Consider the following 15,282-nt stretch of genomic DNA (forward strand, 5'->3'; position numbering starts at 1 on the left):
ATCAGTCTTCGCCGGTATCCGGAAGGTAAGCGCCGTCTTCGTCGTGGACTTCGCGGCCGGTGACCGGCGGATTGAATGCACAGATCAGTCGCATGTCTTCGGTGCCACCGTACAAGGTGTGCTGATCGTGCTTGTCGAGTGCGTACAGGGTACCGTCTGTGATCTCGTGGGTTTCACCGGTCGCCTTGTCCAGAATTTTGCCGTTGCCGGCAACGCAATAAACGGCTTCCAGGTGATGCTTGTACCAGAGGTTCAGTTCGGCGCCTGCCGGGATGATGGTCTCGTGAAACGAGAATCCCATGCCGTCCTTCTTCAGCAGCATCCGGCGACTGGTCCAGCCCGGACCCGTCACTTCCCGCTCGGTACCGATGATGTCTTGCACTCGTACAATCTTCATTAGCATTCCTCATTGTGTGATGGAATAGCCATACAGTATAAACATCCCTTTCAGGTCCGGTTCAACCGCCAATCCTCGTAAGCGACCATGCCCTGCTCGATGGCAGCGATGAATTTCTGACGCTGCCGGTCATCAAGCGGCCGGCCCTTTCGGCGTTTGTCGAAGGCCTGCTGGATATCCTGCCGGCACTTTCTGTCGAGGCTTTCGAGCCAGTGGTGATCTGCCGGTTCCAGGTCCAGAAGGTCCCGTCCGGCGTGGTTGCGTTGGCTGATATGCCACCAGTGATCCACGGCCCTCCCTAGTACAACATAGCCGAACTGGCTGTCCTGTACAGGGCCGAAGGTGGCAGTTTTCAATCCATCCTGCAGGACTCCGATGTTCAACGCCGGCAGTGCCAGCCGGTCACCGTAGAGATAGCTGCCGGCGGCACCGATCAAACCGCCGACCAGGGCACCGGCACCCAGGGAATGGCCCAGGGTCAGCGCATCGATACCGGCACCGCTGACCGCGCCGGCACCGAATCCGGCGGTGGCCAGGTAGCGCTTGCCCACGGCCCAGTGCTTGCGGCTGTCCTCGGAAAACAGGTCATGGTCACTGTGCCACTGCAGCTCGGCCTCCTGGCGCTGAATGCGCTGATGCTGGTACAGGTGTTCGATGTTGATGCGCAGGGTCTGTTCCCGTTGTCGCTGGTGCCGGTACCAGCGTTGGCGCAGCTGCCCGGCGAGGTCCGCGTCGTTGGTTCCGGCGACCTGGTCGAGGGTCAGGGTGCGTTTCTCCCGGTACGCCATCATGTCTTCCAGGGCCCTGGCAATCAGTGCCGCTGACTGTTGCCGGCGTTTCCGGCGCTGGTCGGAAAGAAACTCCGTCGCCTGCGCCAGGGGGTGTTCCCAGGTGGGTTCAAGCTGGCCAAACGCCCGCAACAGGCTGAGATGTTGCTCGAACGGGGCACGAACAGCGTTGAACTTCCTTACAACCTGAAAGAACTGGCCGAGTGCCGCCTGCCAGGTGTCACTGTGGTCATCGGTGCCAATGCTGTTGATCAGGGCGAGACTGGGGCGTCCGGTCCATCGCAGGATGGTCATCTCTGCTTCGTGTTCGGCGCTGTAGGGCACCGAGCCGTCCACCACATAGATGATGCCGGCACCGTCGACCAGTGGCGCCAGGAGTTCGCACTCATCGGTGAACCGTCCGTCGCCCTGGTGTTGGGTGACAAAGGCCCGGACGGTTTCGGCATGATCGGAGGCGGACACGCTGTGGGCCTGAAGCCACTCCAGTACCCGGCGCGGGCGCTGGAAGCCCGGGGTGTCCACCAGGGTGTACAGGGCCCGACCGTCGACGCTCAGTGGATACGCCTGTCGCTGGCGGGTGGTGCCCGGCTCGAGGGCAATGGCTATGGCATCGTTCTGGGACAGGGTTGCCACAACGCTGGATTTGCCCTTGTTGGGGTGGCCGACCACGGCAAACACGGGGGCGGAGTTCATACCAGGTCTCCCTGGTCGGCATAGGGGGGGCGCCACTCGAGGCTGGGTACGCTGACACCGACAAAGTCCTCACCGACGCGGTCTGCGAAGCGCAGCCACTGCCGAAGCTGGTGGGCTTCCGGTTCTTTCCGGGCGTCCAGACCCAGGGGTACGAGGGCTACCCGGGTGCCCCGGGGCCAGAGCTCTCGGGCGGCGGTGAGGAAGTCCTGCAGCTCTCCGGTCGGAGGCTCCCAACTGCGGGTGACGACAAGGACCGCCTGGTCCGGACCTTGCCGGAGCCATTCTTCGATCTGGCTCAGCGCTTTCTGATCGTCCTCCAGACTCGCCGCCCCGCCGGCCTGAAGCATCCGCGTGGTCGCGCCGGTGAGGGTCCGTGGCAGTTCGGGTTCACCGGCGCCGGCCCAGCTCAGCAGGATGTCGCTGTCCGGAAGTGGCTGCACGTTCGTCCGGGTTCCGGTGTCCGGCATATCTGCGGCATCATTATGCTGACTGCCGGTGTCCAGGCTCGGGGTTTCCATCCGGTACATCAGCGCATGCATGCCGGGATGGTCTGCCAGCAGCTGCCTCGCGCGGCGACGTACGAGTGCCACCGAGACCAGGGTCAGCAGGCCTCTCGGCAGAAGGACCCAGGTTGTCCAGAGCATGGTGACGAAGGGCCACCACTGGCCCCAACGCTGGGGTTCGATCGCGCCGGCCCCGATGTCCGCCCGGAAGAACCGCGTCGCTTCAACCAGGGCCAGCTCGGGTACCGCCGCCGGCCACAGCCAGCCCCAGGGGGTCGCTATCGCCACCACAAGCCGGTGATAGCCGGGTGCGCTGGTTTCCAGGGTGGTGCTCCACCCGAACGCCAGATCCTGAACCACCACCATGACCAGCAGGGTCAGCAGTCCGGTCAGCGCGAAACCGAGCCCACCGAAGTGCGCCGCCCGGGCCATAAGAACCGGGTTCAGGCGGCTGACCATCCCGGTTCTGCCCCGTGGGATAATCCGGTGCGCCAGCCACCGCCAGGGTTGCCAGCCCACCAGTGCCTGGGCCGTGGTAAACAGCGCCAGAAACAGCTGAAGGACCACAAAGGCCAGAAAGACCGTGATGTTGATGCGCTGTCCGCCGTCGTAGAACAGCAGGCCGAGCATCGTCAGCATGCCCAGCAGAACGCCAGCGGTGGCAAAGCCGGCATTGATCCGGCTCCAGAGCCGGCCAGTGGTGTCCGCGATGGACGGGTGATTGCCAGGACCGCTCAGCCGCGCCATGTGCTCGAGCCAGAGCCGGGCATCCGGGATTTCGCCCCGCTGCTCGCAACTCAGGGCAAACTTGCGGTCCCGGCGATGGAGGAAGGCCGGTGGCTGATCCTGGTCCCGCTGGCTGCGGGCGTCGAACTCCAGCAACAGGTGGAGGGGGCTTTCGGTCATGCAGTATCCCGGTGGTGAATTCGGTGTCTCGTCCTTTGATGCTAGGATATAGGGATTCCGGCTACCGATACCAGATAACGAGCTCCCATGCCCCACCACCTGATGAACCTGCGCCATGTCCCCGATGATGAAGCGGAGGAGATCCGCGCACTGTTCGAGGCCCACGACGTGCGTTACTACGAGACCCCGCCGAGCCGGTGGGGGGTCAGCATGGGAGGGTTCTGGGTTCACGACGATGACGAGGCGGCCCGGGCCCGGGCATTGCTCAATGAGTATCAGCAACAGCGTCTTGAGACCCAGCGTCAGGCGTTCCGGGAACGCCTGGCAGCCGGCGAAGGCAGTGGTATCTGGTCAATGATCCGGCGGCGTCCCGTGCGCACACTGGCCGCGGTGGTGGCGGTGGTTGTGATCGCCGGCATCAGCCTCCTGCCCTTCCTTCGGATCGGCTAGCGCCGGTTCCCTCCCTTGTGCCCTGTCTCACCAGAAACTGAATGGCCTCATCCACGGCGTCACCGGCGGTCAGAAAACTGGTGATGTGGCCCCTTAGGTGCATCTTGAACAGTTCGTTGTCGATGTCATGGGCTGCCAGGGCCTGCTGGAACCGCTCCGCCTGGCTGAAGGGCACCAGTGCGTCCATGGCGCCGTGAAACAGAAAGACCGGCGGGGTCTGACGGGTGACGTGGGTTATCGGGGAGGCGTCCCGGTAAACCCCGGGAATCTCCTGCTGCTCGCCCCCGAGGAACTGGCGCAGCAGCGGGCCTGAGTCAAACGCCGTCAGGTCGGCGGGCAGCCCGCCGGCAACGACGGCCCGGAGCCGGGTGTCCGGCCCGCCGAAGGGCTGGTTCAGTTCACTGTCAGAGCTGGCCACCACAGCCAGCAAGGTCACCAGATGAGCTCCCGAAGAGAACCCGAAGCCACTGACCGCTGAGGCATCCAGTTGGTACCGGTCCGCGTTGCGGTTCAGCCACGACCGCGCGATTTGCAGGTCGTGGAGTTGCGCCGGGAAGGTATGGTCCGGCGCAAACCGGTAGTCGATGTTCATAACCGCGAAACCGTGAATGGCCAGTTCCTCGGCGATCCAGTCCATGTCGTCCCGGGACCGCCGCTCCCAGCCACCGCCATGCACCAGAAGCACCACCGGCGGCACCGTCCGATCCGGCAGGTAGAGGTCGGCAAACAGTGCCTGCGGCCAGTCGGGCGGGGAAAACTGCAGGTTCCGCTCTACGGAAAACTGGGCTCGCTCAACGCTCGCGTCCCCACTGGGGGCGTTCTGATGACTGGCACAGCCAGTCAACGCCAGTACGGCACCGACCAGCAACCCTTCCGTCACCTGCTGTAACCATCCGAACCGGTTCGTCACCGCTTGCCCTCTCCTGTCTGTCGTTCGAGGCCGTTGGTCGATTGTACGATCATTGGCGCCTAGCGGATGCGGAGAGGGTATGGGGCACATCGGGGGCGGACTTGTCCGGGTTTCAGTACAGTGTCCGGAAGGCAGGACGGCCTGGTTGAAAACCGGGTGGTGCCGGTTTCCGGGCCTCACCTGCCGGGGGGGTGTCCGGAAACCCGGATTAATTTGTACGGTTTTCGAGCAGGGTTTCTGGTTTCCTATAGAAAACAGTGTCTTGGGCAATTGGCACAGGATACGCATGGGGAGTTCCGCAGGGCTCGGCCCGGGGGTCGGTGCCTGTTCGTCAAAAACAACAAACAAGGAACGACCATGAAACGAATAATGCTGGGCACCGTCATCGGTGTCTCCGTGTTTGCCTCAAGTGCCTGGGCGACCAACAATCCCGCCCTCAACACATTGCCCGGGTTTATCCAGGGCGAAATCGCACAGACCGCATATGATGGTATCACCGACGACCTGCTGACGGCAGGGCTCGGTGCTTCCGGCCTCGCCGGTCCCGCTCCGGTGTTCAACGATGTGCTCGCGCCAACCCCTGCTGAACTCCGGCGTTTGGCGATCTACAACAATTACCGGGCGCTGGTCGATACCGTGCCGGGTGGTGGCTACGGCACCTTTTTCGGGCCCGGTGTCGGCGCGGCGGGTGAAGGCTTGATTTCAGGCGAGGAATACCTTGCCTACATGACCGTGCCGGGCAGCGACGTGCCGGTGATTGTGATGGCCCAGGTGCCGGACAGCTTCGATCCCGCTAACGCCTGTATGGTGACCGCGCCCTCTTCCGGCTCGCGGGGCATCTACGGGGCCATCGGCACGTCCGGCGAGTGGGGCCTGAAAAAGGGCTGTGCGGTGGTTTACACGGACAAGGGCACCGGAACCGGCTCCCATAACCTGGAAACCGATTCGGCCCAACGCCGCAATGGCACGCTGACCGATGCGGATGAGCCCGTGCAGTTCCGTGCGGATTTGTCGGATACCGCCCGCGGAGATTTCAGCGCGCTCTGGCCGGACCGGTTTGCCTTCAAGCACGCCCATTCCAAGGTCAACCCGGAGGCGGATTGGGGCCAGCACGTGCTGCAGTCCATCGAATTTGGCTTTTACGTGCTCAATGAGCGATTCGGGCGGCCACTGCCCAATGGTGAAACCCTGATTACCATCAAGCCGGAAAACACGGTGGTCATCGCGTCCAGCGTTTCCAACGGGGGTGGTTCCTCGGTCCGGGCGGCGGAGCAGGATCACCGAGGCCTGATTGACGGGGTCGCGGTATCGGAGCCGAACGTGAACCCCCGGGTGGATACCAGCTTTACCATTCGCCAGGGCGACGGGCCGGTGATCACCGAGCACAGCCGGAGTCTGCTGGATTACACCACAGCGCTGGCGGTGTATCAGGGCTGCGCCAACCTGGCGCCGGCGATACGCGATACCGCACCCTTGAATGCCGTGTTCAACTCACCGGTTGTGGATGAGAACATCTGCAATTCCCTGGCGAACAAGGGGCTGGTTACCGGGGCCACCCTGGATGAGCGGGCCACCGACGCGCTGCGGATTCTCAATGAGAACTTCGGTATCCAGCCGGAGCAGAACCTGCTGGCGCCGGTGCACTTCGGCCTGGCGGTGGCTCAGAGCATTTCCATGACTTACGCCAACGCCTACGGCCGGGCCGGTGTGGAGGATCGGGTGTGCGGCCTCAGTATGGCGGCAACCGATGCTTCCGGCGCCGTGACGCCTCTGGCCCCGGCGGCCGAGGCGGCACTGTTCTCCGCCAGCAACGGTATTCCGCCGACAGCGGGCGTTAACCTGGTCTACGACGGTGCCCTCGGGCAGCCCACCCATCTTGCCGCCAGTGCCTCACCCAGTTCCAGTCAGCTGGATTACGGCCTGGACGCGTTGCTTTGCCTGAGAAGCCTGGCCCAGGGCAGTGATGCGGTCACCGGTGGCGCACTCAGTGGCGATGCCGCAGCCCTGGCGGATGCCATCGCCATGGGCATCTCGGAGGTGCGGGCGTCCGGTGACCTGCACGGCAAACCGGCGGTGTTTGTGACCGGGCGGGCGGATGCGATCCTGCCCATCAACCACACCTCGCGTCCGTACTTCGGATTGAACCAGCGGGTTGAGGGCCAGAAAAGCAACCTGCGCTACTACGAAATCCTCAACGCCCACCACCTGGATGTGTTGAACGGGTTTCCCGGGTTCGCAGACCGCTATGTGCCCCTGCACCACTACTACTTCCAGGCGCTGGACCTGGTGTGGGCGAAGCTGACGGACCGGCAGCACTTGCCGCCGAGCCAGGTGGTCCGGACGGTACCCCGTGGTGCCATCACCACGCCACTGACCGAGGCCAACCTCCCTGCGATCAGTGCCGACCCCGCAGCGACCGACCGTATCCGCTTCGTGGATAACCAGCTGCGCATTCCGGAGTAAGGCTCCGGCCCACCGCCGCCCTGTTCAGTTTCGGGGCGGCTCCGTTTGCCCCCGCCTCAGGGGGCCCATATACTTCCGTGACTGCATCCGGGACTGCCGGGTGCGTGGGGTTTTACCATGAACGATATCCAGGCCGGTGGTGGTGCAGGGTACATGACACAGCTGTTTACCGAGAACAACAAGAGCGGGCTGACCCGTGATCTGATCGAAGCCCTGTTCCCGATGTTCGAGGCCGCAAGCGCCGGTGCCATCGCGGTGGACAAGGACAGCCGGATCACCTGGATTAACAGCAGTTATTCCCATCTGCTGGGACTGGGCGACCCGTCGCGGGTGGTGGGCAAACCGGTGCGCCAGGTGATACCCCAGACCCGAATGCCGGAAGTGGTAGAGAGTGGCAAGCCGCTGCTGCTGGACATCATGGAGCACAACGAGCAGCAGCTGGTGGTCACCCGCCTGCCGTTTTATGACGAGGAAGGCCGGATCGTGGGCGCTGTGGCGTTCGTGCTGTATGACGATCTGCAGCCTCTGACCCCTCTGGTGGCCAAATACCGACGTCTGCATCAGGATCTGGCCGCCGCTCGAAAGGCGTTGGCGAAGAAGGTTCGTGGGACGCGTTACAGTCTCGGGGACTTTGTCGGGGCCAGTCCCGCGGCGCTGGAAGTAAAACGCCGTGCCCGCCTGGCGGCCGGTCGTGAGATGCCGGTGCTGCTGTTGGGTGAAACCGGTACGGGCAAGGAAGTTCTGGCCCAGGCCATCCACTCGGTCTCTACCCGGGCCGAGAAGCCGTTCGTTGGGGTCAACGTGGCGGCCATCCCAGACAACCTGTTGGAAGCGGAGTTCTTTGGTGTGGCACCGGGCGCTTACACCGGTGCCGACCGGCGCACCCGGGAGGGAAAGTTCCAGCTTGCCAACGGCGGCACGCTGTTCCTGGATGAGGTTGGTGACATGCCGTTACCCTTGCAGGCCAAGCTGTTGCGGGCCCTGCAGGAGGGCGAAATCGAGCCCTTGGGTTCGAATAAGGTCGAGCAGGTGGACGTCCGGGTGATCGCGGCAACCAGCCGTAACCTCGAGGCCATGATCGCCGAAGGCAGTTTCCGCTCGGATCTTTATTACCGGCTCAACGTGCTCGAAATTCCCATTCCGCCGTTGCGGGACCGGCTCGCGGATCTGGGCGTGCTGTGCGAGGCTCTGCTGGGCGAGATCTGTGAAGGGCTCGAGCTGCGTGGCGAAATTACCGATGCCGGGGTGTCTGCGCTGGGCAGCTATGACTGGCCAGGCAATATCCGGGAGCTGCGTAATGTTCTGGAGCGGGCCCTGACGATGGGGGAGGAAGGTGGCCTGCTCGATGCCGATGCGGTCTTCAAGGTGCTGCCTCGAACTGGCAAGCGCCTGGTGTCGTCGCTGACGCCACAGCCCGTGCGCCCCCTGGCCCGGACCCTGGCGGAGGCCGAAGCCCAGGCGATTGAAGAGGCGCTGGTGGCCAGCCGCGGTAACCGGACCCGCGCCGCCAAGTTGCTTGGCATTTCCCGGTCCGTACTTTACGAGAAGCTGGCAAAACTGTCCTGAAATCAGGACAGATGTCCTGTAATCCGTACAAACCCTTACGACTGATGTCTAAATGTGTCCGGTTATCCGGACGATTTTCGCCTGCCTTGTTTCCAGCAGATCACTCTATCTTTATGAAAAAACAGGTGAAAGTTTGGTTGGCACGTTGTCTGCACGTACCGGGATGCAGAACGTCAGAACAACGCAGAAAACAAGACTGACGCTTATTGTTGGACCCCCAAATTACCCAGGTCGGTCTGTTTTCTGCGATGTCTGGCTATACTCAGACCAGGCCTGTCAGATTTGCGACCGCCAGGCCGTATACAACAACAATGCTAGGAGACTTGCCAATGAAACTCTTGAAGGCCATCACCGGTATCGCCGGTGCGATTGCCCTGACGACGGGTTCCGCTTTCGCAGACGATCTGCGCTGGAAAATGCCTGTTGCTTTCGCCACCAATCTGCCTGGCCTCGGTTCTCCCGCAGCCTGGGTTGCAGACAACCTCACCACCGCTTCTGATGGCAGCATCCAGGTCCGGGTTTATGAGCCGGGCAAGCTGGTGCCGCCATTCGACATTCTTCAGTCCGTTTCTGACGGCAAGGTATCGGCGGGCTACACCTGGATCGGGTATGACCAGGGCAAAGTGCCTGCAATTCCCCTGTTTGCCGCTGTCCCCTTTGGAATGAAGCCACCGGCCTACATCGGTTGGTATTACTTCGGTGGCGGTCATGAAATGCTGCAGGAAACCTATGCCAACAAGGGCTTCAATGTTCACGCCCAGCTGTGCGGCATCATTGGGCCAGAAACAGCGGGTTGGTATTCCGAGCCCATCGAAACACTGGAAGACTACAAGGGCCTGAAGATCCGCTTCGCTGGTCTCGGTGGTAAGGTTCTCGAAAAACTGGGCGCCTCTGTAACCATGATGCCCGGCGGCGAGCTTTACCAGGCACTGGAAAAGGGCACCATCGATGCCACCGAGTTTTCCATGCCCGCCATCGACCAGATCCTCGGATTTAACCAGGTGGTCAAGTACAACCTGTTCCCGGGCTGGCACCAGCAATTCACAGCCCAGTACATGCTGATCAACAAGGATGAGTGGGCACGCGCCACTGAGGCTCAGAAGGCGCTGGTTGAGGCTTCCTGTACTGCGGCTACCACCCGTGGTCTGGCTGAGGGCGAGTACAAGAACGGCAAGGTTCTGGCCGAGTTCCAGGAAAAGGGCGTTCAGGCTGATCAGATCCCCCGCGACGTTCTGCTCAAGCTGAGGGAAGTCACTCAGGAAGTGCTTGAGGAAGAAGCGTCCAAGGATGCCGACTTCAAGCGTGTTTACGAGAGTCAGCAGGAGTTCATGGAATCCTACAAGGTGTGGGACACCCGCGCCTATGTTCCAGCGGACCTCTAAGGTTCGGGGCTGACCAAAAGGGGCACCGGAGCTTATGCCGGTGCCCTCTGATTTAGTCTGGATGGCCCTGCGGGGCCATCCTTGTTTCACGGCAGGCTTTCTGAACGAGGAACTGTTGTATGACAGTGTCTGATAAGGGCTCTTCGTCCGATGTCCATGCATCGGCGTCGGATGCCGGTCAATTTATTCATCATCACACCGAGTTTCCGACCACCCGGCTGAGCGAGGTCCTGGACGGTGTGATTTCTGCGATAGGCAAGAGTGCCTCCTGGCTCTGGATTGTGGTTACCGGCGTGATCATCTACGCGGTAGTGGGGCGCTATGCCTTTGGCCAGGGTTCGGTAACTCTTGAAGAAGTCCAGTGGCATCTGGCCGGTGCCGGCTGGTTGTTGGGGTTGGGCTATACCCTGGTGACCGATGACCATGTCAGGGTGGACGTCATCCATGAACGCCTTTCGCTCAAAGGCCAGGCGTGGATTGAACTGTTGGGTTTGGTGTTTCTGCTGTTGCCGTTTCTGGTGCTGGCGGTCTACGAAATGATTCCCTATGCCGTGAGCTCCTGGGAACAGGGTGAGACCAGCCAGGCGCCGGCGGGCCTGCCTTACCGCTGGATCCTCAAGGGCGTTCTGGCACTGTCTTTTGTGCTCCTGATAATCGCTGCCCTGTCCCGTCTGATGAAAGTTGCTGCCCTGCTTTTCGGCTTCCCGAAGCCAATCCGGGTCGAGTCCTGTGACAACAAGAAAGAGGATGCGTCCTGATGGAGCTTGAAACCCTTTTCGTAATCGGCATGTTCCTCACGTTCGGGGCGCTGCTGATGACCGGTTATCCGGTTGCGTGGGTGTTGGGTGGCACCGCGGTCATCTGGACCGTTGTTGGTGTCATCGCCGTCGAGAATTTTGGTGCCAATCTGTGGTTCGACTACTCCTCCTCCATGGGGCTGGTCCCCGAACGAATCTGGAAGGTGGTCAGTAGCGAGACCCTTGTTGCCCTGCCCATGTTTATCTTCATGGGCATTATGCTTGATCAGTCCGGTGTTGCCGAACGCCTGATGAACAGTATGGTCAAACTCTTTGGCGCCGTCCGTGGCGGCTATGCGGTTACCGTTATTGTCATCGGCGTACTGCTGGCCGCGACCACGGGTATCATCGGTGCTTCTGTCGTGCTGCTCGGCATGTTGTCCCTGCCGGTGATGATGGAGAACAAGTACGACAAGGGCTTTGCGGTGGGCACGGCCTGTGCCACCGGGACCCTGGGTATCCTGATTCCCCCGTCCATCATGCTCGTGCTGATGGCGGACCGGCTGGCCGTTCCGGAAGCGTCGGTCGGCGATCTGTTCATGGGCGCCTTCTTCCCCGGCCTCATGCTGGGTGCCATGTACGTGGCCTACGCCATTATCCGACCCATGCTGCAACCCCACATTGCGCCGGTACCGGCGGGCACCGAAAAAGTGAGCTGGGCCATCGTCTGGGAAGTGGCGAAAGCCGTTGTTCCGACGGCCGCGCTCATCCTGGGTGTGCTCGGTTCCATCTTTGCCGGCATTGCGACCCCAACGGAGGCTTCCGGTGTTGGCGCTTTGGGTGCTCTGCTGTTGGCACTGATGGCTGGCCGATTGAACCTGAAAGTGCTCAATTCCTCCATGCAGCAGACCACCCGAACGGCTGCGTTCATCTTTGCCATCTTCCTGGGCGCGACCGCGTTCTCCGTGGTCCTGCGGGGGCTTGGCGGCGACCAGGTGATCGAAGACGCGCTTTTGGGTCTGCCGTTTGGTCCTTATGGCGTCGTTCTGACCATTCTGTTCGGCGTATTCCTGCTCGGCTTCTTCCTGGACTGGGTGGAAATTACCCTGATCATCCTGCCCCTGGTCGCGCCGGTTGTGCAAAGCCTCGGTTTCGACCTGGTCTGGTTCACCATCCTGTTCGCCATGTGCCTGCAGACCTCTTTCCTGACGCCGCCGGTTGGATTTGCACTGTTTTACATCAAGGGCGTGGCCCCGCCGGAGATCAAGGTCACCGATATTTATCGTGGCGTTATTCCGTTCATCATTATCCAGCTGGCAGCACTGGCCATTGTGTTCGTGGTACCGGAAATCGCGACCTGGCTGCCCAGCGTGGCTTACGATTAAGGAGACAATAACCATGCGTCTGGAAAACCGGATTGCACTGATTACTGGTGCCGGCCGTGGCATCGGCCGGGCCATTGCCGAGGCCTATGGCCGCGAAGGCGCCAAGGTCGCCGTGGCTGACCTGACACTCGAGGCGGCACAGGACACCGTGGCAGCCATTGAGCAGGCCGGCGGCACCGCCATGGCGCTGGCCATGGATGTCACCGACGAAAAGGCCGTGGATGAGGGCGTGGCTGCCATCGTGGACAAATGGGGCGGACTCGACATTGCCCTGGCCAACGCCGGCATCCAGCACATTGATGCCATCCACAAGCTGTCGTTCGCCGACTGGAGCAAGGTGATGAGTGTGCACCTGGACGGCGCTTTCCTGGTGACCCGGGCGGCGTTGAACCAGATGTACGCCAGCGGCGGAGGCACCATGCTGTACATGGGGTCGGTACACTCGCTCGAAGCCTCGCCGCTGAAGGCGCCTTACGTGGCGGCCAAGCACGGCATGCTGGGCCTGTGCCGGGCAGTAGCGAAAGAGGGCGCCGAGTACGGCGTGCGCAGCAACATCATCTGCCCGGGCTTCGTCCGGACGCCGCTGGTGGACAAACAGATACCCGAGCAGGCCAAGGAGCTGGGAATCTCCGAGGACGAGGTGATCAGCAAGGTCATGTTGAAAAACACCGTGGACGGAGAATTCACCACCCTGGAGGATGTTGCCGAACTGGCGGTCCACCTGGCGGCTTTCCCCTCGGCAGCACTGACCGGCCAATCGATTGTGGTCAGTCACGGCTGGCACATGCAGTAAGACACAGGAGAGACGGATGAGTAAGACAGAACAATCGCCGGTAGTCTGGTCTCCCTCGGAAGACACGCTCAAGAACTCCCGCATGGGCCGTTTCAAGGCCTGGCTGGAAGAGCAGGGCTACGGCCCGTTTTCCGACTACCACGCACTGCACCAATGGTCCATCGACGAGCTGGAAACCTTCTGGGACAAAGTCTGGGACTACTGCGGGCTGGTCTGCGACACCCCCGCCGACAAGGTGCTGGGCAAGCGTGACATGCCGGGGGCGGAGTGGTTCCCGGGCATGAAACTGAATTTTGCGGCCAACCTGTTGCGCCTGGCCGACGGCGACCATGCCAATCACGAGGCGGTCGTGGCCTACTGTGAGACCCGGCCGGTCCTGCGCCGTACCTACGCCGAACTGAAAGCCGATGTGGGAGCCCTGGAGGCCTTCCTGCGTGGTCAGGGCATCAAGAGTGGTGACCGGGTTGCCGGCGTGGTCACCAACGGCTACGAAGCCATGGTTGGCATGCTTGCCGCCACCAGCCTCGGGGCGATCTGGAGCTCCGCATCGCCCGATTTCGGCGTGGGTGCCATCCTGGACCGGTTCGGTCAGATCGAGCCGTCCGCGCTTATTGCGGTCAATGGCTACGGCTACGGCGGCAAGGTCTTCGCCCGCCAGGATGACTTTGCCGAACTCGTTGCAGGATTGCCGACCCTGAAATGCGTGGTGAGCGTCCAGCAGCTGCCAGATCAGGCGCCGATTCCGGGCGACCTGATAACACCCTGGGAGGACGCCATCGCTTCGGGTACCGGCCAGGCGCCCTCCTTTACGCCCCTGGATCCGGACCACCCGGTTTACATCCTGTATTCGTCGGGCACCACCGGCAAACCCAAGTGCATCGTGCACGGCAACGCCGGTTTGCTGGTGAACCATGCCAAGGAACTGATGCTGCACGGTGACGTCGGCCCGGAAGACCGGTTCCTGTATTTCACCACCTGCGGCTGGATGATGTGGAACTGGCAGGCCTCTGCGCTGATGACCGGGGCTGCGGTGATCACCGTCGACGGCTCGCCGGGGTACCCGAGTCTGAGTTTCCTCTGGGACACCGTTGCAGGTGAGAAAGTCACCCATTTCGGAACCAGTGCCCGGTTCCTGGCCGGCTGCCGCAAGGCCGAGCTGAAGCCGGCGCGGGAGCTGGATCTGAGCGCCCTGCGGGTGCTGTTCTCCACCGGCTCGCCGCTGTTGCCGGAGGATTACGATTGGGTCTACAGCGATGGCGCGCCCGGTGTGCTGCTGGGTTCCATTGCCGGGGGCACCGATATCTGCGGCTGCTTTGTGGGTTCCACCCCCTTGCTGCCCGTCCGTCGCGGTGAAATCCAGTGCCGGTTCCTGGGCGTCGACGCCGTGGCCTACGACGAGGACGCCAGGCCGGTAAGTGGCGGCCGGGGCGAGCTGGTCTGTCGCCAGCCACTACCCTCCATGCCCGTCAGTTTCTGGGACGATCCTGACGGTGCCCGCTACCACGCGGCATACTTCGATACTTTCCCCGGGGTCTGGGCGCACGGTGACTTCATCGAATTCACCGAGCACGGCGGCGCCATTATCTATGGCCGTTCCGACGCTACCCTGAACCCGGGGGGTGTGCGCATCGGCACCGCGGAAATCTACCGCCAGGTGGAAACCGTGGCCGAGGTGAAGGACAGTCTGGTGGTCGGCCGCCAGATCGACGGCGATGTTGAAGTGGTGCTGCTGGTGGTGCCGGCCGACGGCCAGACCATCACCGACGATCTGCTGAAGCAGCTCAGAACCCGCATCCGCCAAGGTGCCAGCCCCCGGCATGTGCCCAAGCACATTGTCGAAGTGGCTGACATCCCGTACACCCGCAGTGGCAAAAAAGTCGAACTGGCGGTGGCCCGCCTGATCAATGGCTCGTCCAAGGCGGACAACCGGGATGCCCTGTCGAACCCGGAAGCGCTGGATCACATCCGGAACCAGCTGGCCGATGCCAGCCTGCTGCCGAACGGGTAAAACCGACAGGGCCTGACCAGCGAGGGGTTACTGATCGCCAAAACTGTGCGCAGGTTTTGGCGGGCGGTAACCCTCGCGGCCTGCCGGCTTGAAACCCCGGAATGTACTAAAGTTTCGTAAATTCGAGGTTTTTCATCGTCCTGTAACGGGAATTAGCGAACTTTTCGTCCGTTCTTATACTAAGATCGTAACCAGAATTCATGAAAAAATGGTATCTTAGTAGGTCTATCAAAAGTTCCTAATCAGTCATCGCTCGGGTCGGACGTCCACAAGACGCCTGACCCCGCCGTGACCGTCCTGA

The 15,282-nt window shown here is 62.0% G+C and carries 12 protein-coding genes; 8 read left to right on the top strand and 4 right to left on the bottom strand.

What is annotated here, in order from left to right; genetic code table 11:
- Position 1 precedes the first annotated feature (1 nt).
- From K0B93_RS12585 to K0B93_RS12595, 3 genes are read right to left on the bottom strand one after another with little or no spacing between them, the layout of a single operon-like run.
- On the bottom strand, positions 2 to 397 hold the full coding sequence (locus K0B93_RS12585) for an ectoine synthase (RefSeq protein WP_058092911.1): 396 nt from the start codon (positions 395 to 397) through the stop codon (positions 2 to 4).
- 50 nt (positions 398 to 447) lie between these two features.
- A complete protein-coding gene (locus K0B93_RS12590; protein ID WP_219867537.1) occupies positions 448 to 1,878 on the bottom strand; it encodes a GTPase/DUF3482 domain-containing protein in 1,431 nt (476 codons plus the stop codon).
- Complete coding sequence (locus tag K0B93_RS12595; protein WP_219867538.1) at positions 1,875 to 3,287, bottom strand: DUF2868 domain-containing protein; 1,413 nt, start codon at positions 3,285 to 3,287, stop codon at positions 1,875 to 1,877. The genes K0B93_RS12590 and K0B93_RS12595 overlap by 4 nt, the downstream gene beginning before the upstream one ends.
- A gap of 87 nt (positions 3,288 to 3,374) precedes the next feature.
- On the opposite strand from K0B93_RS12595, the gene K0B93_RS12600 reads away from it, so the two are divergent.
- Positions 3,375 to 3,737, top strand: coding sequence for a DUF6164 family protein (locus K0B93_RS12600; protein ID WP_219867539.1), 363 nt, complete (start codon positions 3,375 to 3,377; stop codon positions 3,735 to 3,737).
- Here the strand turns inward: K0B93_RS12600 and K0B93_RS12605 are convergent.
- Positions 3,706 to 4,647 carry an alpha/beta hydrolase gene (locus K0B93_RS12605; RefSeq protein ID WP_324125003.1) on the bottom strand — a complete coding sequence of 314 codons (942 nt, stop codon included), beginning with the start codon at positions 4,645 to 4,647 and terminating at the stop codon, positions 3,706 to 3,708. The two genes, K0B93_RS12600 and K0B93_RS12605, sit on opposite strands and share 32 nt — an antisense overlap.
- Positions 4,648 to 5,004: 357 nt before the next feature.
- Here K0B93_RS12605 and K0B93_RS12610 point away from each other — a divergent pair, with 357 nt between their 5' ends.
- The 7 genes from K0B93_RS12610 (at position 5,005) to K0B93_RS12640 (ending at position 14,981) form a co-directional block, all read left to right on the top strand.
- Positions 5,005 to 7,110: a D-(-)-3-hydroxybutyrate oligomer hydrolase gene (locus tag K0B93_RS12610; RefSeq protein WP_219867541.1), complete on the top strand. Its 2,106-nt coding sequence runs from the start codon at positions 5,005 to 5,007 to the stop codon at positions 7,108 to 7,110.
- Between the two features lie 117 nt (positions 7,111 to 7,227).
- The gene (locus K0B93_RS12615; protein WP_285368406.1) at positions 7,228 to 8,676 is read left to right on the top strand and encodes a sigma-54 interaction domain-containing protein; all 1,449 of its coding nucleotides are present in this window, start codon (positions 7,228 to 7,230) and stop codon (positions 8,674 to 8,676) included.
- Positions 8,677 to 9,005: 329 nt separating this feature from the next.
- Positions 9,006 to 10,058 carry a TRAP transporter substrate-binding protein gene (locus K0B93_RS12620; protein ID WP_219867542.1) on the top strand — a complete coding sequence of 351 codons (1,053 nt, stop codon included), beginning with the start codon at positions 9,006 to 9,008 and terminating at the stop codon, positions 10,056 to 10,058.
- Between the two features lie 119 nt (positions 10,059 to 10,177).
- Positions 10,178 to 10,816: a TRAP transporter small permease subunit gene (locus tag K0B93_RS12625; protein ID WP_219867543.1), complete on the top strand. Its 639-nt coding sequence runs from the start codon at positions 10,178 to 10,180 to the stop codon at positions 10,814 to 10,816.
- Entirely contained in the window at positions 10,816 to 12,180 is a 1,365-nt protein-coding gene (locus K0B93_RS12630) for a TRAP transporter large permease (RefSeq protein WP_219867544.1), read from the top strand. Before K0B93_RS12625 ends, K0B93_RS12630 begins: the two co-directional genes overlap by 1 nt.
- A gap of 13 nt (positions 12,181 to 12,193) precedes the next feature.
- Positions 12,194 to 12,973 (top strand): 3-hydroxybutyrate dehydrogenase, encoded by a 780-nt coding sequence (locus K0B93_RS12635; protein ID WP_219867545.1) that lies wholly within the window; start codon positions 12,194 to 12,196, stop codon positions 12,971 to 12,973.
- Between the two features lie 16 nt (positions 12,974 to 12,989).
- Positions 12,990 to 14,981, top strand: coding sequence for an acetoacetate--CoA ligase (locus K0B93_RS12640; RefSeq protein ID WP_219867546.1), 1,992 nt, complete (start codon positions 12,990 to 12,992; stop codon positions 14,979 to 14,981).
- Positions 14,982 to 15,282: the final 301 nt, after the last annotated feature.

This window comes from Marinobacter sp. F4218, assembly GCF_019443085.1.
GTDB lineage: Bacteria > Pseudomonadota > Gammaproteobacteria > Pseudomonadales > Oleiphilaceae > Marinobacter > Marinobacter albus.